The sequence below is a fragment of the Arsenicicoccus sp. UBA2120 genome (assembly GCF_002330965.1).
Taxonomy (GTDB): Bacteria; Actinomycetota; Actinomycetes; order Actinomycetales; family Dermatophilaceae; genus Arsenicicoccus; species Arsenicicoccus bolidensis.
Map to the genome: position 1 here is coordinate 391 of NZ_DCYC01000106.1, position 18,711 is coordinate 19,101.

The window sequence follows — 18,711 nt, forward strand, 5'->3', positions numbered from 1 at the left end:
GGGGTGGCGTCAGCCGAGAAGGGGGACGTCGAGGTCGTAGGCGAGCACGATCGCTCGCGCGAGCTGATGCTCCTGGTCGTCGGTGAGGAATCCGAGCGTGCGTCCGAGCAGTGACGCAGGGATGGTCACCACGTTGTCGAGGGACACGGCGCCCGCGTGGTCCAGCCCGTTGGCGCGACCCACCGGGACCTCGCTGCTCAGGCCCTTGACGGTGGAGGTGATGGGGGCGACGGTCACCTTGGTCATGGCGCCTCGGGCGGCCTCGCGCGTGAGGACGAGCACGGGCCGAGTCTTGTCGGCGCGCGCCAGACAGATCTCCCGCACAACCGTCAGCGGTCCAGGTCGAGGGAGGACGCGGACCACGTCACGAGGTCGTCGAGATCGTCGCCCGCGCCGTGCTCGGCGAGGATCGCCGCGTCGCGGACGGCGGCCCGGTGACGCATCTCGCGCTCGATCGCCACGGCGACCAGCGCGGCCCGGCTCGGCACCTCGCCGGCGGCCACGGCCCGGTCGAGGTAGGTCACCATCTCGTCCGGCAGGCGGACGGCGATCTGAGAGGACATGGCGTCATCCTACCGCGCCTGCATCCCGAGGTGGGATGCAGGTGGTCCGGGGCGGCTGCCGCGACGCCGGGTTGGGTGGGTCATCATACATTGGCCGTATGACGCAGACCGGGGAGACGTGGCAGCAGCGGGAGGCTGCGCGCAAGGACGTCGCCCGCGAGGCGCGGGACCTGCCCCGCGAACCGGCTTCGTGGGGACCGCGGCTCGCGATCGCGGTGGCGACCCTCGCCTGGCTGACGACCCTGGTGTGGCTGGTCGCGACGCTGCCCGAGCGCGTACCGACGCACTGGTCGGGCAGCACGGTCCCCGACGACTGGTCGAGCCGCGGCACGGCGCTGGCGATGTCGGTGCTCCTGCCGCTGGCCCTCGCCTACCCGATGGTCTGGCTCTCGCGACTCGCCCTCGTGTGGCCCGACGGGATCAACGTGCCCCACAAGCAGTGGTGGCTCGAGCGGCCGCGCCGGCTGGTGAGGTTCGAGCGGCTGGTGCGCGAGGACCTGGTGCTGCTCGTCGCGGCGACCGTCGGGCTGCTGACGGCCGTCGACGTGCAGATCGGGATCGCCGCGCACCGCCCCGGCGGCGAGACGCCCGGATGGAGCGTCCCCGTGCTGCTGGGGACCTACCTGCTGCTGGTCGGCCTGGTGGTGGGGCGGATGGTGGTGGGGCGGCGCTACCGGCCGCGCGAGGACGACGCCGAGCTCGCCTGAGCGACCTCGCCTGAGCGATCTCGCCCGATCGACATCGCCTTCGCGACCTCGCCCGATCGACGCCGCCCCCGGTCCATGCTCCGGCGGTCAGGTGACGGCCGGCTCCCACACCGACCGTCCTGCCTCGGCTGCCTCGAGGTCGGGCACGAGCGCGCCGTCGAGCTGCTCGCGGAGGATGTCGGCGTGGCCGGCGTGCCGCGCCAGCTCCTCGACCAGGTGCAGCATCTCGTAGCGCCGGGTGGCCGTCATCGCCGGCAGGCCGTCCCACGGTGCCGGGGGCTGCAGGGACTCCTCGTCCGGGTCGGAGGCCAGGGTGCGGGCCCGGCAGTCGGCGCGGGCGGCGTCCAGCTCGGCGAGGACGCCGTCGACCGTGTGCCGGTCGTCGAAGGCGAAGGTGTCCATGAACGCGGCGACACCCTCCTCGGAGAAGTCGCCCGGTCGTCCCGACCCGGCGTGCTGGCGCAGCACCCAGGTGGTGTGCCGCACGAGCCCGCCGAGGCTCAGCCGGCTGCGGGCGGGGTGATCGGCTGCCTGCTCGTGGGTGAGGCCACGCAGCGAGGCGCGCAGCGCGTCGACCTGGGAGTCGGCGTAGCCCGCCAGCATCGCGAGCTCGGGGTCGGTGGTGGGTGCGTACATCAGCGGATCCCCTTGCCGGTCAGGATGTCTCGGCGGGCATAGAGGTCTCGCAGCAGCGCCATCTCGGCGCCGTGGTGGATGACCTCCCGGTTGATGTGGAGGACCAGGGCGGCGAGCGGCAGGTCGGCATACGGGCCCTCGGTGGGACCGCAGGGTGCGGCGAGGTCGTCGGGGGAGAGGGCGGTGGTCCCGGCGCGCCAGGCGTCGTAGGCGTCGTCCAGCTGGGCCAGCGCCCCGTCGGCCGTCGTCGCATAGGTCCACGACTGGTAGTCGGCGGGCGGTCCGCCGAAGTGGCCGTGGTTGCGCATGGCGAGGACCCCCACGATGACGTGGGCCAGCCGCCACGCGATGGTCGTGACCGGGGCGGGCACCGGCTCGGGATAGGCGAAGTCGATGGTGGTCGGCTCGCCCGGGTGGATGGTCCAGGCGGGCTGGGCCGGCTCCCAGAGGTACTCGTCGTCGGTGAGCCCGTCGAGCCTGGCGCGCAGCTGGTGCGTCCAGTGCCAGTGCAGCTGCTCGTCGAGCTGAGCGGCCCAGTCGAGCGGCGATGTGGTCCGTGTCGTGTTCATGGCTTCACTGTCGCGCCCCTTGCGGACACTTTCTGTCCGCAGTGTCCGGCAGGATGGGACGTATGGCGGACACCACCGCGCGGGCGCTGCGCCTGCTCTCACTGCTCCAGTCCAGGCCCGTGTGGGCCGGCCCCGACCTGGTCGCCGAGCTGCACGTCACCGACCGGACGCTGCGCCGTGACATGCAGCGCCTGCGCGACCTGGGCTATCGCGTCGAGTCGGCGGCGGGGACCGGTGGCGGCTACCGCCTCGTGACGGGACGCGAGCTGCCCCCGCTGCTGCTGGACGACGACGAGGCCGTGGCGCTCGCGGTGTCCCTGCGCCTGGCCACGCAGGCCACGGTCGAGGGCATCGGCGACGCCTCCGTCCGGGCGCTGGGCAAGCTGGAGCAGGTGATGCCCGCGCCGCTGCGCGAGCGGGTGGCCGCGGTGCAGGAGACGACGGTGGCACTGGCGCCCGGGGGAGCGCGGGTCGACGTGGGCGCCGTCACCGACCTGGCCACCGCGGCGCGCGGACGCGTGCAGGTGCGCTTCGGCTACGTCAAGCGTGGCGGCGAGACGGGCGAGCGACGCGTCGAGCCCTACCACCTCGTGGTGGCGGGGCGACGGTGGTACCTCCTGGCGTGGGACCTGGATCGCGACGACTGGCGGGTCTTTCGCGTGGACCGGACCTCGGACGTCCACGTCACCACCTGGCGCTTCACGCCCCGGCCGTGCCCCGACCCGGCCGAGCACGTCCGCCAGGCCCTGGGGACGCGCGGGCAGCGCCATACGATCGTCGTCCGCCTGTCCGCCCCGGCGGACGCGGTGCGCGACCAGGTGCCCCCGACCATCGGCGTCGTGACCGAGGACGGGCCCGACCGCTGCGTCCTCACCGCGGGCACCGACGACCTGATGGGGGCGGCGTGGCACGTCCTCGCGCTCGCCGACGCGGTGGAGGTCGTCTCGCCACCGGAGCTCGTGGACGCCATGGCCGTGCTCGCGGCACGCGCCACGGCCGCCGCCCGTCCACCGACTGGTCAGGGACGGGCGGGGGTGGGTGCCGGGACGTGACCGGTCGGCGGGGTCCTGGGGCTCAGCGCGGGGAGGCTGCGCGCGGAGGCGGGGGTCGCAGGCCCTGCTCGCGCAGCTCCATCAGCGCCAGGGCGTGCACGACCTCGGGGTCGCCGCGGCGCCAGGCGCCGACCGGGTCCGGCGAGATGCGGGTCAGGCGCTCGAGGGGCTGACGGGCCATGGCGCGCAGCGCGAACAGGTCCAGGTCGGCCTCGGAGTCCACGAACCGCTGCGCGGCCGTCGCCGCCCGCACGAACGCCACGCGCCGCGACACCCACCACAAGGTGACGAGGAGGATCGGGACGGCCGCCGTGAGCAGGCCCAGCAGCCAGCCGATCCGCTGGATCTGCGCGACCAGGTCGGCCGACGACCGCGCGATGCCGTCGCCGGTGCCCGACGCCTTGTCGAACGGCACCTTGAGCGTGTCGCCCACCATCGGCAGGTCACCAACCGAGGAGCTGGCGTCGCGCATGGTGCGGCCGAGGTCGCTCGCCCGTGACTGGATCCCCACGACGGGGTCGGCGAGGCGGACCACCGTGTCCTGCACCAGGCGCCCGACCCACACCCACGAGGCGATCCACCCGAGCAGCAGCAGGTCGCCCAGGACCTGTCGGAGTCGTCGGGCCGGGGCGGCGGCATACAGCGTCATGGGCCCAGTGTCACCGGGACCCCACCCCGGAGGAGGGGGCGACACCCCCGTGGCTAGACTCGCGAGTGTCGGGCGACGGGGGCGATCCCTCCGGAGCCGGTCGAGCACGGGGCCGACGGCGTCCCCGGCGTGGACAGGAGAGAGCACATGTTGGTTGGCATCCCCCGCGAGATCAAGAACAACGAGTTCCGTGTGGCGATCACCCCCTCGGGTGTGCACGAGCTGGTCGCTCACGGTCACGAGGTGGTCGTCGAGAAGTCCGCGGGCGCAGGGTCGTCCATCACCGACGAGGACTACACGTCGGCCGGGGCCACCATCATCGACTCGGCCGACGAGGTGTGGGCGCAGGCCGACATGATCCTCAAGGTCAAGGAGCCGATCGAGGCCGAGTACCACCGCATGCGCGAGGGCCAGACCCTCTTCACCTACCTGCACCTCGCGGCGGACCGGCCGCTGACCGAGGAGCTCATGAAGCGCAAGGTCACGGGCATCGCCTACGAGACCGTCCAGCTCCCCGACCGCTCGCTGCCGCTGCTGGCCCCCATGTCCGAGGTCGCGGGCCGCCTGGCCGCGCAGGTCGGCGCGTACTACCTCATGAGGACCAACGGCGGTCGCGGCGTCCTCATGGGCGGCGTGCCCGGCGTGCAGGGCGCCAACGTCGTCGTCCTCGGCGCCGGCGTGGCCGGCCTCAACGCCGCGCAGATCGCCGTGGGCATGCACGCCCGCGTCAAGCTGCTCGACATCAACATCGCCCGGCTGCGCTACCTCGACGCGATCTACCAGGGTCACCTCAACACCGTGACCTCCAACGCGCTCGAGGTCGCCCAGGCCGTCCGCGAGGCCGACCTGGTCATCGGCGCGGTCCTCGTGCCCGGCGCCAAGGCCCCCAAGCTCGTCACCAACGAGCTCGTGTCGCAGATGCGCCCCGGCTCGGTGCTCGTCGACATCGCCATCGACCAGGGCGGCTGCTTCGAGGACTCGCGGCCCACGACCCACGCGGACCCCGTCTACCAGGTGCACGGCTCGACGATGTACTGCGTCGCCAACATGCCGGGCTCGGTGGCCAACACCTCCACCTACGCCCTCACCAACGCGACCCTGCCGTATGCCGTGGCGCTCGCCGACAAGGGCTGGCGTGCGGCGCTCGAGGCCGACCACGCGCTGGCGCTGGGGCTCAACACCTACGACGGCCGCGTGACCTTCCCCGGCGTGGCGGAGGCCTTCGACCTGGAGTGCACGCCGGTCGACGAGGTGCTGCGCTGAAGCCGGAGCGCGCCATCCGTGGGTGGCTCGACCACCTGACCGTGGAGCGGGGCGTGTCCGACAACACGCTCTCGTCCTACGGGCGTGACATGCGCCGCTACCAGGCCTACCTGGAGCAGCGCGGCATCACCGACATCGCGCAGGTGCGCGAGGAGGACGTCGCGTCCTTCCTCGCGCACCTGCGCACGTCGGCGCCGGGCGAGGGTGACGCGCCGGGGCGCACGGCCCTGTCGGCGTCCTCGGCCGCCCGCACCCTGATCGCGGTGCGCGGCCTGCACCGGTTCCTGCTGCTCGAGGGCGTGACCCAGGTCGACCCCGCCCGCGAGGTGCGGCCGCCCGCCGTGGGGACGCGGCTGCCCAAGGCCATCCGCATCGACGAGGTGGAGCGACTCCTCGAGGCGTCCTCCGTCGGCGACCCCCCGGTGTCCCTGCGCGACCGTGCGCTGCTGGAGGTCGTCTACGCCACCGGCGCCCGCATCTCCGAGGCGGTGGGGCTCGACCTCGACGACCTGCCCGGGCCCGACGTGCCCGAGGAGGAGGCCGTCGTCCGGCTGCTCGGCAAGGGCGGCAAGGAGCGGCTCGTCCCCCTCGGGTCCTTCGCCCGCGAGGCGATCGGCGCGTATGTCGTGCGCGCCCGCCCCCTGCTCGCCGCCAAGGGATCCGGCGGACCCGCCCTGTTCCTCAACCAGCGCGGACGCCGGCTGTCCCGGCAGAGCGCGTGGGCCGTCATCCAGGTCGCGGCCGAGCGCGCCGGGCTCGACCAGCACCTGTCACCGCACACGCTGCGCCACTCCTTCGCCACCCACCTGCTCGACGGCGGCGCCGACGTCCGCGTGGTGCAGGAGCTGCTGGGGCACGCGAGCGTCACGACCACGCAGATCTACACCCAGGTCACCGTCCAACGGCTCCGCGAGGTCTTTGCCGAGTCCCACCCGCGTGCTCGCTGAGGTCGCGGGTGGGTGCGGCGATCAGGGCGCTGATCCCTAGGATGAGGGCGTGATGCTGCCCGAGTGGTTGGTGTGGTGGGCGCTGCCTCCTGCGGAGCGCTACCTGCGGCGACGATCGCCGATGGCCCCCATGGTGCCGACGAGCGGTCAGCTGCCGCGCGGTTCCGCGCCATACGTCCCGCTCACCGATCGACCGTTCACCGAGGACGAGCTCGCCCGGTGGCAGGCGGAGAACCCGATGCCCGAGCCGGACGAGGAGGAGCTCGCGCGCGGGTTCTGCGCAGAGCAGCAGCGCCAGCGTCGTCGGTCGCGGCGCCGGACCCGAGGTGGTCGACGAGGTCGCCCTGCAGGTTGCCGGCGCGCTCGCACAGGTCACCACGTGACCGGAGTGTGATCACGCACCGTGGTCACGGTATGGTCACGTGTGACTGATCTGCGCGACGCAGACCGCCGCACCAGCGTGGGAGATGATCGACCGGTGAGCCACCCGGAGCAGACCCAGCAGCAGCCGAGCGCCTACGAGTCGCCGCGTCATGACGTCCTCCCCGGGACAGACGGGGTGTTCGAGGGCAACATGGGCCCGACCGGCCGACCCATGATCGACTTCCCCGAGCCGCCGCCGCTCACCAGCCACGGCCCGGCGCGCGTCATCGCCATGTGCAACCAGAAGGGCGGGGTCGGCAAGACGACCACCACCATCAACCTGGGGGCGGCGCTCGCGGAGCTCGGGCGCAAGGTGCTCATGGTCGACTTCGACCCGCAGGGCGCGCTGTCCGTGGGTTTCGGGATCCGCACCAACGACCTCGACACCACCATCTACAACCTGCTCGTCGAGCGCGGCCTGGACGTGCGCGAGGTCATCCAGCCGACGCGCACCGACAACGTCGACATCATCCCGGCCAACATCGACCTGTCCGCCGCCGAGGTCCAGCTGGTCGGCGAGGTCGCGCGCGAGCAGATCCTCGCGCGGGTGCTGCGCCCGGTGATGGACGACTACGACGTCATCCTCATCGACTGCCAGCCGTCCCTCGGCCTGCTCACCGTCAACGCCCTCACGGCGGCGCACGGCGTCGTCATCCCGCTGGAGTGCGAGTTCTTCGCCATGCGCGGCGTGGCGCTGCTGGTCGAGACGATCGAGAAGATCATCGACCGCCTCAACCCGCGCCTGCAGATCGACGGGATCCTGGCGACGATGTATGACGGCCGCACGCTGCACAGCCGCGAGGTCGTCCGCTCGGTGGTCGACCACTTCGGCGACACCGTCTTCCACACCGTCATCAGCCGCACGGTGAAGTTCCCGGACGCCACCCTGGCCGCCGAGCCGATCACGACCTACGCGTCCGCGCACAGCGGCGCCGAGGCCTACCGCCGGCTGGCGCGGGAGCTCATCGCCCGCGGTGGTGCCGCCTGAGCGTCATGACCGAGCCAGGTCGGGCAGCGGAGGCCACGCCGGGCGGCGTCATCACCCGACGAGCGGCGGTCACGCCGTTCGAGGTGCACCTGGACAACTTCGACGGGCCGTTCGACCTGCTGCTGGGGCTGATCAGCAAGCACAAGCTCGACATCACCGAGATCGCGCTGGCCACCGTCACCGACGAGTTCATCGCCCACATCCGCGCTGCCCAGAAGGCCGCGGACGAGGGCGGGCAGGACTGGGACCTCTCCCAGGCGTCGGAGTTCCTGCTCGTGGCGGCGACCCTGCTCGACCTCAAGGCCGCGCGCCTGCTGCCCAGCTCGGGGCCCGACGACGAGGAGGACCTCGCCCTCATCGAGGCGCGTGACCTGCTCTTCGCCCGCCTGCTGCAGTACCGCGCCTACAAGCAGATCGCCGGCGCCTTCGCCGAGCGCATGTCGACGCACGGCCGCATCACGGCACGCCAGGCCGGGCTCGAGCCGCAGTTCGCCCGGCTGCTGCCCGAGCTGGTCATGGCCGTCACGCCGGAGCAGCTGGCCATGATCGCGGCCCGCGCGCTCACCCCCCGCGAGGCGCCGACCGTGGGCCTGGCCCACCTGCACGCCGCTCAGGTGTCGGTGCGCGAGCAGGCGTCGATCGTCGTGGGCCGGCTGCGCTCGCACGGCACGATGTCCTTCCGGTCCCTGGTCGCCGACGCCGACTCCACGCTCGTCGTGGTCGCACGGTTCCTGTCCCTGCTCGAGCTGTTCAAGGAGGCGGTCGTGTCCTTCGAGCAGGCCGAGGCCCTGGGCGAGCTCGACGTGCGGTGGACCGGCGAGGACCGCGAGGACGTGGAGATCACGGGGGAGTTCGACGCCGCCGACATGGCTGCAGCCGCCGACGTGGCCGCCGCCGCCGTGCTCGCGGGCGGCGAATCCGTGACCGAGCGCGACGGGGACCCCAGCGACGAGGAACAGCGCCTCATGGCGGAGGCCGCCCTTGCGGCGGCGGGCGACATACCTGCTGGTCAGGACCACGAAGGAGGGCAGACGAATGTCTGAGGCTCAGGTCGAGGTGCAGGCCGTCGAGCCGCAACCTCAGGTCGAGGAGGAGGTCTTTGACGTCCGCGACTTCCCGGCCGGGCTGCGCGGTGCGCTCGAGGCCGTCCTCATGGTCGTGGAGGAGCCGATCGACGAGAGCACCCTCGCGGCCGCGCTGGAGGTCCCCCTCGACCAGGTGCGCAAGCAGCTCGTCGACCTGGCCCGGGAGTACGACGAGGGCTCGCGTGGTTACCAGCTGCGGGACTTCGCTGGTGGCTGGCGCATCTACTCCCGCCCGGAGTACGCCCCGGCCGTGGAGAAGTTCCTGCTCGACGGGCAGCGCGCCAAGCTCACCCAGGCCTCCCTGGAGACCCTGGCGGTCATCGCCTACCGGCAGCCGGTGTCCCGGGCCCGCGTCAGCGCGGTCCGCGGCGTCAGCGTCGACGGCGTGATCCGCACCCTCATGACCCGTGGCCTGATCACCGAGACCGGCCACGACGAGACCACCGGGGCCGTGCTCTACGGCACGACCCCCTACTTCTTGCAGCGGATGGGCCTCTCGAGCCTGGACGAGCTGCCGGCCCTGGCGCCGTACCTGCCAGACACCGACATCCTCGACGAGATCGCAGAACAGGGGCGCTGACATGAGTCCGCAGCCGAACAGGTCCAACAGGTCATCCGGGTCCGCCGGCGGAGGCCGCCGCGGCGGCACCGGAGGCACGGGTGGCGCCGGCCGCTCAGGTGGGTCGGGCGGCACCAGCCGCTCGAGCGCGCCGGGAGCCCCCCGCCGCATGGGCCCCGGGGCCAAGCGCATCGCCGGGCAGCGTCGCGCCGCCCAGCAGCCGCAGCGCGCCCGCTCCACCGAGCCCTACGTCGACGTGCACAACCCCGAGGGCACCCGCCTGCAGAAGCTCCTCGCGAGCGCCGGCGTCGGCAGCCGCCGCACCTGCGAGCGACTCATCGCCGAGGGGCACGTCCAGGTCGACGGCCACGTCGTCACCGACATGGGGGTGCGCGTCGACCCCGAGACCCAGCAGGTCCACGTGGACGGCGACCGGGTGATCTTCGACGAGAGCAAGGTCTACCTGGCGTTCAACAAGCCGCTCAACGTCGTGACGAGCATGCACGACGAGCTCGGCCGCGTGGACATCGGCGACTACCTCGGCGAGGGCCGCAAGCAGCGGCTCTTCCACGTCGGACGGCTCGACCAGGACACCGAGGGGCTGCTCCTGCTGACCAACGACGGTGAGCTCGCGCACCGGCTGCAGCACCCGGCGTACGGCGTCACCAAGACCTATCTCGCGCAGGTCCCCGGCCCGCTGCCGCGCGACCTGGGGCAGCAGCTGCGCGACGGTGTCGAGCTCGAGGACGGTCCCGTGCGCGTCGACTCGTTCAAGGTCGTCGACTCCTCGCCGGGCAAGGCCGTCGTCGAGGTGGTCCTGCACGAGGGCCGCAAGCACGTCGTCCGCCGCATGATGGAGGCGGTCGGCCACCCGGTGCTCAACCTCGTCCGCATCAAGGTCGGCGAGGTCGGCCTCGGCACCCTCAAGGCCGGCAAGATGCGGGCCCTCACGCGCGCCGAGGTGTCCTCGCTCTACGACGCGGCCCAGCTGTGACCCGAGCCCGGATCGTCGGCACCGGCCTGATCGGCACGTCGATCGGCCTTGCGCTGCGCGCCGCCGGGTGGCAGGTCAGCCTGCAGGACCCGTCCCCGACGGCGGCGGCCCTCGCCCGTGACCTCGGGGCCGGGACCATCGACGACGAGACGCCCGACGTCGTGGTCGTCGCCGCGCCCCCGGACGTGGCGGCCCGGGTCGTTGCCGAGCAGCTCGAGCGCTGGCCGGGGGCCGCGGTGACCGACGTCGCCTCGGTCAAGGGCGCCATCGCCTCCGGGGTCGCGGCCCTCGCCGGCCCCGGGTCCGTCGAGCGGTATGTCGGGAGCCACCCCATGGCGGGGCGCGAGCGATCCGGCGCGGTGGCCGGACGGCCCGACCTGTTCGAGGGCCGGGCGTGGGTCGTCGTGCCGACGCCACGGTCGGCCCCCGAGGCCGTGGACGCCGTGCGCGCCCTGGCCGCCGCCGCCCGGGGCGAGGTCGTCGTGATGACGGCCGACGAGCACGACGCGGCGGTCGCGGCCGTCTCGCACGTCCCCCAGGTCATGGCCACCCTCACGGCCGCGCGCCTGCGCGACCGCGACGAGCACGCCGTGGGGCTCGCCGGCCAGGGCCTGCGGGACGTCACCCGCATCGCCGCCAGCGACCCGCAGCTGTGGACCCAGATCCTCGCGGGCAACGCCGCCGGGGTCCGTGAGGTGCTGCTCGACGTGCAGGAGGACCTCGCCGCGGCCCTGGACGCGCTCGCCGCGCTGGCCGACGAGGCCTCGACGAGCGGCGCGGACGACGGCCCCCACGGCGAGCGTCGTGGCGAGCACGCGAACGCGCTCGGCGGGCGGTACGCCCCCGCCCCTGGTGCTCCCGGTGCCCGGGCCGTGCTCGCCCGGCTCCTCGACGACGGCAACCGCGGCCGTGCCCTCGTCCCCGGCAAGCACGGTGGCGCGCCGACGGCATACGACGTGGTCACGGTCGTGATCCCCGACGAACCGGGCTCGCTGGGGCGGCTGTTCGCCGAGGTCGGCGACGCGGGCATCAACATCGAGGACCTGCACCTGGAGCACGCCGTCGGTCACCCGGTGGCGCTGGCCGAGGTGTCGGTGCTGCCCGCCGCGAGCGACCGGCTGCGCGACCACCTGCGGTCCACGGGATGGCGGATCCACTAGGCTCGCGGGCATGACCAGCAGCGCCTCGCAGACCCCCGCTCCGACCCCGCCAGGCGACCACATGAACGGCCCTGACCTGGTCGTCGTCGCCATCGACGGGCCCTCGGGGTCGGGCAAGTCCAGCGTCGCGCGAGCGGTCGCGTCGCGGCTGCGCTACGGCTACCTCGACACCGGGGCGATGTATCGCGCGGCCACCTGGTGGTGCCTCGACCAGCACGTCGACCTGACCGACGGCGAGCGCGTGGCCGCCACCGTCCGGGCCATGCCGCTGACCATCGGGACCGACCCCGAGTCGCCGGGCGTCGAGGTGGGCGGGACCGACGTGTCCGTGCCGATCCGCACGACCGAGATCTCGACCCAGGTCAGCGCCGTCGCCACCAACCTCGAGGTCCGTGCCGAGCTGCGTCGGCGGCAGCGCGAGATCATCGGGCTGGTGGGGCGCGAGCGCGGCGGCGTCGTCGCCGAGGGGCGTGACATCACGACCGTCGTCGCGCCGGACTCCGACGTGCGGATCCTGCTCTACGCCAGCGAGGAGGCCCGCCTCGCGCGACGCTCGACCGAGCTGCACGGCAATGCCTCCACCGCCAACGTCGAGGCGACCCGCGACCAGATCGTGCGCCGCGACCGCGACGACTCGACCGTCTCGAGCTTCATGCAGGCCGCACCCGGCGTCACCACGATCGACACCTCCGACCTGACGCTGCAGGGCTCGGTCGAGGCGGTGTTGGACCAGATCGCGTCCGACCTGGGCCGCATCCGTGACTGACCGCCGCGAGCTCGATCCCGCCCTCGCGAGCGACCGGCTGATGGGGGCGACCGCCCGGGCGGTGCGGGGAGTCCTGCGCCTCTATCGCCTGTCCGTGCTCGGGCGCGCGTCGTTCCCCGCGTCGGGGCCGGTGGTCCTCGTCGCCAACCACAGCGGGGTGCTCGACGGCCCGCTCGTCGCCGCGGTCGCGCCCCGGACCCCGCACTTCCTCGTCAAGCAGGAGCTGTATGCCGGCCGCGTCGGACGCCTCCTGCTGCGGCTGGGCCAGATCCCCGTCGACCGCACGACCGGTGACCGCCAGGCCCTGGCCTCGGCCCGCACGGTCCTGGACGCCGGGGGAGTGGTCGGCGTGTTCCCCGAGGGCACCCGCGGCACCGGAGAGGTCGCCGCCGTGCAGCAGGGCGCCGCCTGGCTCGTGCTGCAGACCGGCGCGCAGGTCGTGCCCGTGGCCTGCGTCGGCACGCGCGCTCCCGGACGAGGTGCCGGCTCGCTGCCCCGTCCGGGTGCGCGGATGGTGGTGGCGTTCGGCGAACCCTTCTCCGTCGAGGCGCCCGTCGGCGTCCCCGGTCGCGAGCGCCTCCGCCTCGCGACGTCCCAGATCCACGAGCACCTGCGCGAGCACGTCGCCGCCCACCGATGATGGCCATGGCTCGTTATCAGATATGATCATTTTATGGATGTGCTCTCGGAGGTGCGGCAGTCGGCCGTCCGGCTCCAGCGGCTGGTGCCGGATGCCGTGCTGGTCGGTGGCTCGGCGGCCGCCTACTACGCCGGTCACCGCCAGTCCTTCGACCACGACCATGTCCTGACCGACCTGGTCGAGCGCTACGGGGCGGTCCTTGACGCGGTCGAGGCGAGCGGCGGCTGGGCCACCAGCGTGCGGGCGTCGTCCCCGCCGTTCACCATCCTCGGCTCCCTGGACGGGGTCGAGGCAGGGCTTCGAGAGCTGCGACGGCGTCGCCCGCTGGAGACCGCGTGCGTCGAGGTGGCCGGCGCCGGGGAGCTGGTGGTGCCGACGATCGAGGAGACCCTGCGCGTCAAGGCCTACCTGGTGGTCCAGCGCAACCAGACCCGGGACTACCTCGACGTCGCTGCCCTGGCGGACGCGATGGGTCACGCGCCTGCCGTGACGCCGCTGCTCGCCATCGACGACTACTACGCGGACCGATCCGACGAGCAGGGTGCCGTGTCAACACTGCTCGTGGAGCGGTTGGCCCAGCCTGACCCCCGCGACCGCCGCACGATCGACGAGCTGCCTCGATACAAGGGGCTGCTGCCCCGGTGGCACGACTGGTCGGCGGTGGTGCAGGTGTGTGCAGACCTGGCCGCGGCCATGGTGGACGGGGACGAGTGATGGCGCTGAGCTTTCGCAACGTCGATGCCGACCCGAGCGATCCGGTCGAGTCGTGGCCCTACGAGGGACTGGTCACGGCCGTCGAGCGCGGCGGTCTGGCCGACTGGCGCCGGATCCACCGCGCCGTCCAGGCCGACCCGTGGGGCCCGGTGGCGCGCTCGCTCGAGGACTACTTCAGCTACGAGCAGCCGTATGGCGTGACGCCGCTCCTGCAGCGCTCGATCGCCGACGCGCGCGCGGCCGCCGAGGCTGCCGAGAAGGCGGCGGTGGCCGACGAGGTCACAGCGCTCGTCGCGGCGAGCGGCCTGTCGCGCAAGGCCTTCGCCGAGCGCATCGGCACGTCACCGTCGCGGCTGTCGACCTACGCGTCCGGCAAGGTCTCGCCGGCGGCCTCCCTGGTCGTCCGGATGCGTCGCGTCGCCGGGGTCGGCTGAACGTCATCGGCCACGAGCTGTCGACATCCGCTCAGGAGGTGGTTGAGCGCAAGCGCGGCGTTGGTCGCCTGGTCGTCCGGGATGGCGGCCCACCTGGTGGTCCACGGTGGCACTCACGCGGGCGACGAGCAGGCGCCCCTCCTCGGTCAAGGCGTCGTCACGCAGGAGGCCACGCGCGTGGAGCCCCGCGATGATGCCCACGGCATACGGGTATTGACCCTCCCCGGCGACGAAGTCCGCGAGCGAGCCAGCGGGTCTGCGGTCCTGTGCCAGCCTCAGGGTGACCCACTGCGGTTCGCCGAGGTCATGGTGCTCGAGGATCCGCTGCAGGACCCGGTTGAGCGCCTTCTCGGTCTGGCCCATCAGCCGCGGGCCGAACGGAATCATGGGTCGCTCCTGCTTCCTGGGAGATGGCCGTCCTGGGGGATGAGGTCCTCGCGGCGGTCCCGGGCGGTCGAGGCCAGCTGGTCCAGGAATGCCGCGACGGTCGACGCCGCCTCCTGGTCGAGCGTCGCGGTCAGCGCGTGGCCAGGACCCCGGTGAGGGTGGCTGCGCGGATGCCCGTCCGGCGGGACAGGTGGGCGCGTCGCGTCGCTCGTTCGGGCGGTGGCGGGGCATGAGGGACAATGGGATGCCGGTGCCCGCTCCGCGGCATACGGCAAGGACTGCTGAAGGACCGCTCACGTGACCGACCACGACAACCCGACCTCCGACGAGACCCCGGTGGGATCCGCGGCGGACGACACCCTCGACGAGGGGGTCGAGCAGGCGCTGCGGGCGGGGCTCGAGGACTTCGAGCTGTCCGAGGAGGACCGCGCCCTCATCGACGCCGAGCCGGGCTCGCAGGACGACGACGACAACGCCGGGCCGCTGCCCGTGCTCGCCGTGGTCGGCCGCCCCAACGTCGGCAAGTCCACCCTGGTCAACCGCATCCTCGGCCGCCGCGAGGCCGTCGTCGAGGACGTGCCCGGCGTGACCCGCGACCGCGTCGCCTACGAGGCGGAGTGGACCGGGCGGCGCTTCACGCTCGTGGACACCGGCGGCTGGGAGGTCGACGCCCGGGGCATCCACCTGCGCGTCGCCGAGCAGGCCGAGGTGGCCGTCGAGCTGGCCGACGCCGTGATGTTCGTCGTGGACGCCACCGTCGGGGCCACCGACACCGACGAGGCCGTCGTCAAGATGCTCCGCCGCTCCGGCAAGCCCGTGATCCTCGTGGCCAACAAGGTCGACGACCAGCGCGCCGAGGCCGACGCCGCCATGCTCTGGGGCCTCGGGCTCGGCCAGCCGTGGCCCGTCTCGGCGCTGCACGGCCGCGGCTCCGGTGACGTCCTGGACGAGGTGCTGCGGGTGCTGCCCGAGGTGTCCAAGGTCGGTGGCGCCTACGAGCGCGGCGGGCCGCGTCGCGTGGCGCTGCTCGGGCGCCCCAACGTCGGCAAGTCCTCGCTGCTCAACCGCCTGGCGGGGGAGGAGCGCGTCGTCGTCGACACCGTCGCCGGCACCACCCGCGACCCGGTCGACGAGTTGATCCGCCTCGGCGACACCACCTGGCGGTTCGTCGACACCGCCGGCATCCGGCGGCGTGTGCACCAGACGCGTGGCGCCGACTTCTATGCCAGCCTGCGCACCCAGTCGGCCCTCGAGAAGGCCGAGGTCGCCATCGTCCTCGTCGACGCCGGCGAGCCGATCTCCGAGCAGGACATCCGCGTCATCCAGCAGGTCGTCGACGCCGGCCGCGCCCTGATCGTCGCCTACAACAAGTGGGACACCGTCGACGAGGAGCGCCGCTACTACCTCGAGCGCGAGATCGAGCGCGAGCTCGTCCAGATCCAGTGGGCCCCGCGCGTCAACCTGTCGGCGCTCACCGGGCGCAGCACCGGCAAGCTCGTGCCCTATCTCGAGACGGCCCTGGACTCGTGGGACATGCGCGTGCCCACCGGGCGCCTCAACGCGTTCTTCGGCGAGATCGTCGCCGCCCACCCGCACCCCGTGCGCGGAGGCAAGCAGCCGCGCATCCTGTTCGCCACCCAGGCGTCCACGCGACCGCCGCGGTTCGTGGTCTTCGCGTCCGGCTTCATCGAGGCGGGCTACCGGCGCTTCCTCGAGCGGCGGCTGCGCGAGGAGTTCGGCTTCGAGGGCACGCCGATCGAGATCTCGGTGCGCGTGCGCGAGAAGCGCGGCCGGCAGTCGCGGTAGGCACCCGGCATACGGCCGGGGTGGATGCGTCGGCGCTGTGGCAACGTGCGAGGGCTGCGCTCCGAGCGCGGCCTTCGCACGCTACGGACCGGAGAACGTGCGGGGTCTGCGCTTCGAGCGCAGACTGTTCACGCCCGGCGGCCTCAGCCTGCGCAGGGCCTGCGGTGACAGCGCGGACCCTGCACGCCGGGCGACCGCAGACGTGTGCGGTGCGCGCTCCGAGCGCGCACTCGCACGCCGCACGGCCTGAGAACGTGTGGGGCCGCGCTCCGAGCGCTGACCATGCCCAGCCCACGACGACGTCGAGGAGAACCTGATGACGAGCACGACCCTCGCCACGACCGGAGCCACCGGACAGCTCGGGGGGCTGGTCTCCCGGCTCCTCGACCAGGCCGGTATGCCGCACCGCCTCGTCGTGCGTGACCCGTCAAGCCCGCGGGTGCCGCACCACGACGCAGTCACGGACGTCGCGGCCGCCGAGTTCGGCGACCTGGACGCGGGGACGCGGGCGCTGGCCGGGGTCGACGTGCTGTTCATGGTGTCGGCGTCCGAGAGCGCGGACCGCCTGGCGCAGCACCGCACGTTCGTCGACGCGGCCGCGGCGGCCGGGGTGCAGCACGTGGTCTACACGTCGTTCCTCGGAGCGGCGCCGGACGCGACCTTCACCCTCGCGCGCGACCATCACGCCACCGAGGAGCACATCAAGGCCTCCGGCATGGCGTGGACCTTCCTGCGCGACAGCTTCTACCTCGACTTCACCGAGGCGCTGGTGGGCGAGGACGGGGTCATCCGCGGGCCTGCGGGGGAGGGCGCCTGCGCGTTCGTCGCACGCGCCGATGTCGCGCGCTCGGCGGCTGCGGTGCTGTCGGACCCGGCCGCGCACACCAACCGCACCTATGACCTCACGGGGCCGCAGGCGCTGACCCTCAGCGAGGTGGCGAGCACCATCTCCGCGGTGCGGGGGACGCGCGTCAGCTATCACGACGAGACGCTCGACGAGGCGTACGCATCCCGGGCCGGCTACGGCGCCCCCGACTGGCAGGTCGACGCCTGGGTGAGCACCTACACCGCGATCGTCGACGGCACGATGGCGACGGTGAGCAGTGCCGTCCGCGAGCTCACCGGTTCGCGGCCGACGAGCTTGGGGGAATACCTGCGCAGCACCCCGCCGCGCTGACCTCCTCGCAACCGCGGTCCCCGCACGACAAAGGCGCGGATCCACCTCCAAGGGGGTAGGAGGTGAATCCGCGCCGGTCTGTGGGCCGAGCCCGCGTCACTCGTGGCCGGTGGGCTCGCTCTCGGTGCGGCGCGCGATCACGCCGCGCAGCTCCCCGTGGGTCTCCTGGTGCTTGCGCAGCAGGTGGCGGGCGTCGAGGTAGGCCTTCGTGCGGCGTGGGGACATGGGGGTTCCTCTCGGTGGTTCCTGGATCGTTCAACGACCGGGAGAGGACAGACATTCCCGTTGTGTGAGGGTTGGGGTGGGCGCTCCTGCGGGGCGGCAGCGGTGGGCGGGATCGATTGGGAATCGTGGCCGCTCGTGCGCTAAGGTGACGTGTCGCTCACCGCGGTGGGCAACGGGCTGTAGCGCAGCTTGGTAGCGCACCTGACTGGGGGTCAGGGGGTCGCAGGTTCAAATCCTGTCAGCCCGACGTAAAAGCCCAGGTGAGAGTAGGTTTCTCGCCTGGGCTTCTTCATGTCCGGGGGTCGTTTTCCGTGGTCCCCCTCTGGTCCCCTCGACGCTCTCGCCGGTGGTCGACTGTGGACGGGCGGACCGCCCAGGACCCGTGTCCTGTGGATAAGGGGACCAAAAGGGGACCAGAACGGTTCCGGGAGCACTCCCGCGGGGGTGGGAGCGCATCACAGGCTCCTGGTCGCGGGGCTGCTGCGCCGGGCGTGCTTGCGTTGTCCGGCGGCGGAGAGGAAGGCGTTGGCCTGCTCTGCCGCGGACGCGAGGTGGCGGTCGTCGGGGTGCAGGTAGCCGCGGGTGGTCTCCATCGAGGCGTGGCCGAGGATGTCTTGGAGGACGTGCAGCGGGATGCCGGCGTCGGCCATCCAGGTGGCCCCGGTGTGGCGCAGACCGTGCCGGGTGAGGTCGGGCAGCCCGAGTTTCGCGACGATGCCGTCCCAGTTCGTGGCGTCGCGGACGGTCGCGGTGGTGAGGTAGCCGCCCTTCGGGCCGACCAGCAGCGAGTCTTCGGACTCCTTGCCTGCGGTGAGGCGTTCCAGCACGGGACGGAGCGGTTCGAGGATCGGCTCGCGGCGTTCTTTGCGGCTCTTGGTCGGCTTGGTGACCAGGCCGCCCTTGCCGGGGAAGACCTGTCGGCGGATCACCACGAGGTTCTTGGCGAAGTGAACCGCCCCGGGTTCAG

At 72.8% G+C, this 18,711-nt stretch carries 23 protein-coding genes and 1 tRNA gene; 17 read left to right on the forward strand and 7 right to left on the reverse strand.

What is annotated here, in order from left to right; genetic code table 11:
* Positions 1-9 precede the first annotated feature (9 nt).
* Entirely contained in the window at positions 10-363 is a 354-nt protein-coding gene (locus B2P18_RS17985) for a type II toxin-antitoxin system PemK/MazF family toxin (protein ID WP_313535875.1), read from the reverse strand.
* Positions 330-563 (reverse strand): hypothetical protein, encoded by a 234-nt coding sequence (locus B2P18_RS17990; RefSeq protein WP_029210535.1) that lies wholly within the window; start codon positions 561-563, stop codon positions 330-332. Before B2P18_RS17990 ends, B2P18_RS17985 begins: the two co-directional genes overlap by 34 nt.
* Before the next feature lie 98 nt (positions 564-661).
* Here B2P18_RS17990 and B2P18_RS17995 point away from each other — a divergent pair, with 98 nt between their 5' ends.
* Complete coding sequence (locus B2P18_RS17995) at positions 662-1,270, forward strand: DUF1648 domain-containing protein (protein WP_029210536.1); 609 nt, start codon at positions 662-664, stop codon at positions 1,268-1,270.
* Between the two features lie 87 nt (positions 1,271-1,357).
* Here the strand turns inward: B2P18_RS17995 and B2P18_RS18000 are convergent, their stop codons facing one another.
* Together B2P18_RS18000 and B2P18_RS18005 are read right to left on the reverse strand one after the other, a co-directional pair.
* Positions 1,358-1,906 (reverse strand): DUF664 domain-containing protein, encoded by a 549-nt coding sequence (locus tag B2P18_RS18000; protein ID WP_239266602.1) that lies wholly within the window; start codon positions 1,904-1,906, stop codon positions 1,358-1,360.
* Entirely contained in the window at positions 1,906-2,475 is a 570-nt protein-coding gene (locus B2P18_RS18005) for a DinB family protein (RefSeq protein ID WP_286958810.1), read from the reverse strand. Before B2P18_RS18005 ends, B2P18_RS18000 begins: the two co-directional genes overlap by 1 nt.
* Positions 2,476-2,537: 62 nt before the next feature.
* Between B2P18_RS18005 and B2P18_RS18010 the strand changes: the two genes are divergently transcribed.
* Complete coding sequence (locus tag B2P18_RS18010) at positions 2,538-3,527, forward strand: helix-turn-helix transcriptional regulator (protein ID WP_286961810.1); 990 nt, start codon at positions 2,538-2,540, stop codon at positions 3,525-3,527.
* A gap of 22 nt (positions 3,528-3,549) precedes the next feature.
* Here the strand turns inward: B2P18_RS18010 and B2P18_RS18015 are convergent, their stop codons facing one another.
* Positions 3,550-4,176 carry a hypothetical protein gene (locus B2P18_RS18015; protein WP_286961812.1) on the reverse strand — a complete coding sequence of 209 codons (627 nt, stop codon included), beginning with the start codon at positions 4,174-4,176 and terminating at the stop codon, positions 3,550-3,552.
* 147 nt (positions 4,177-4,323) lie between these two features.
* On the opposite strand from B2P18_RS18015, the gene ald reads away from it, so the two are divergent.
* The 14 genes from ald (at position 4,324) to B2P18_RS18085 (ending at position 17,519) form a co-directional block, all read left to right on the forward strand.
* Positions 4,324-5,439, forward strand: coding sequence for an alanine dehydrogenase (ald, locus tag B2P18_RS18020; protein ID WP_286961813.1), 1,116 nt, complete (start codon positions 4,324-4,326; stop codon positions 5,437-5,439).
* Positions 5,409-6,386, forward strand: coding sequence for a site-specific tyrosine recombinase XerD (gene xerD / locus B2P18_RS18025; protein WP_376783737.1), 978 nt, complete (start codon positions 5,409-5,411; stop codon positions 6,384-6,386). Before ald ends, xerD begins: the two co-directional genes overlap by 31 nt.
* A gap of 49 nt (positions 6,387-6,435) precedes the next feature.
* On the forward strand, positions 6,436-6,780 hold the full coding sequence (locus B2P18_RS18030; RefSeq protein ID WP_286961814.1) for a hypothetical protein: 345 nt from the start codon (positions 6,436-6,438) through the stop codon (positions 6,778-6,780).
* Positions 6,781-6,960: 180 nt separating this feature from the next.
* Positions 6,961-7,797, forward strand: coding sequence for a ParA family protein (locus tag B2P18_RS18035; RefSeq protein WP_084412477.1), 837 nt, complete (start codon positions 6,961-6,963; stop codon positions 7,795-7,797).
* A gap of 5 nt (positions 7,798-7,802) precedes the next feature.
* Positions 7,803-8,840 carry a segregation and condensation protein A gene (locus B2P18_RS18040; RefSeq protein ID WP_286961815.1) on the forward strand — a complete coding sequence of 346 codons (1,038 nt, stop codon included), beginning with the start codon at positions 7,803-7,805 and terminating at the stop codon, positions 8,838-8,840.
* Positions 8,833-9,462, forward strand: coding sequence for an SMC-Scp complex subunit ScpB (gene scpB, locus B2P18_RS18045; protein WP_286958804.1), 630 nt, complete (start codon positions 8,833-8,835; stop codon positions 9,460-9,462). The genes B2P18_RS18040 and scpB overlap by 8 nt, the downstream gene beginning before the upstream one ends.
* 148 nt (positions 9,463-9,610) lie before the next feature.
* The gene (locus B2P18_RS18050) at positions 9,611-10,435 is read left to right on the forward strand and encodes a pseudouridine synthase (protein WP_019285723.1); all 825 of its coding nucleotides are present in this window, start codon (positions 9,611-9,613) and stop codon (positions 10,433-10,435) included.
* The gene (locus tag B2P18_RS18055; RefSeq protein ID WP_239262448.1) at positions 10,432-11,595 is read left to right on the forward strand and encodes a prephenate dehydrogenase; all 1,164 of its coding nucleotides are present in this window, start codon (positions 10,432-10,434) and stop codon (positions 11,593-11,595) included. Before B2P18_RS18050 ends, B2P18_RS18055 begins: the two co-directional genes overlap by 4 nt.
* A 10-nt stretch (positions 11,596-11,605) precedes the next feature.
* Positions 11,606-12,361: a (d)CMP kinase gene (cmk, locus tag B2P18_RS18060; protein WP_372490227.1), complete on the forward strand. Its 756-nt coding sequence runs from the start codon at positions 11,606-11,608 to the stop codon at positions 12,359-12,361.
* Positions 12,354-13,001 carry a lysophospholipid acyltransferase family protein gene (locus B2P18_RS18065; RefSeq protein ID WP_286961817.1) on the forward strand — a complete coding sequence of 216 codons (648 nt, stop codon included), beginning with the start codon at positions 12,354-12,356 and terminating at the stop codon, positions 12,999-13,001. The genes cmk and B2P18_RS18065 overlap by 8 nt, the downstream gene beginning before the upstream one ends.
* A gap of 33 nt (positions 13,002-13,034) precedes the next feature.
* On the forward strand, positions 13,035-13,715 hold the full coding sequence (locus tag B2P18_RS18070; protein ID WP_286961818.1) for a hypothetical protein: 681 nt from the start codon (positions 13,035-13,037) through the stop codon (positions 13,713-13,715).
* Positions 13,715-14,149: a helix-turn-helix domain-containing protein gene (locus B2P18_RS18075; protein ID WP_019285727.1), complete on the forward strand. Its 435-nt coding sequence runs from the start codon at positions 13,715-13,717 to the stop codon at positions 14,147-14,149. The genes B2P18_RS18070 and B2P18_RS18075 overlap by 1 nt, the downstream gene beginning before the upstream one ends.
* Positions 14,150-14,872: 723 nt before the next feature.
* Positions 14,873-16,342, forward strand: coding sequence for a ribosome biogenesis GTPase Der (der, locus tag B2P18_RS18080; RefSeq protein ID WP_286961822.1), 1,470 nt, complete (start codon positions 14,873-14,875; stop codon positions 16,340-16,342).
* Positions 16,343-16,658: 316 nt separating this feature from the next.
* Positions 16,659-17,519 (forward strand): SDR family oxidoreductase, encoded by an 861-nt coding sequence (locus tag B2P18_RS18085; RefSeq protein WP_286961819.1) that lies wholly within the window; start codon positions 16,659-16,661, stop codon positions 17,517-17,519.
* A 96-nt stretch (positions 17,520-17,615) separates the two neighbouring features.
* Here the strand turns inward: B2P18_RS18085 and B2P18_RS18090 are convergent, their stop codons facing one another.
* Positions 17,616-17,744 (reverse strand): hypothetical protein, encoded by a 129-nt coding sequence (locus B2P18_RS18090; protein WP_019285733.1) that lies wholly within the window; start codon positions 17,742-17,744, stop codon positions 17,616-17,618.
* A gap of 173 nt (positions 17,745-17,917) precedes the next feature.
* On the opposite strand from B2P18_RS18090, the gene B2P18_RS18095 reads away from it, so the two are divergent.
* Positions 17,918-17,991, forward strand: a tRNA-Pro gene (locus tag B2P18_RS18095).
* Positions 17,992-18,199: 208 nt separating this feature from the next.
* Here B2P18_RS18095 and B2P18_RS18100 read toward each other — a convergent pair.
* On the reverse strand, positions 18,200-18,711 hold a 512-nt coding region (locus B2P18_RS18100; protein ID WP_286961820.1), incomplete at its 5' end, for a tyrosine-type recombinase/integrase.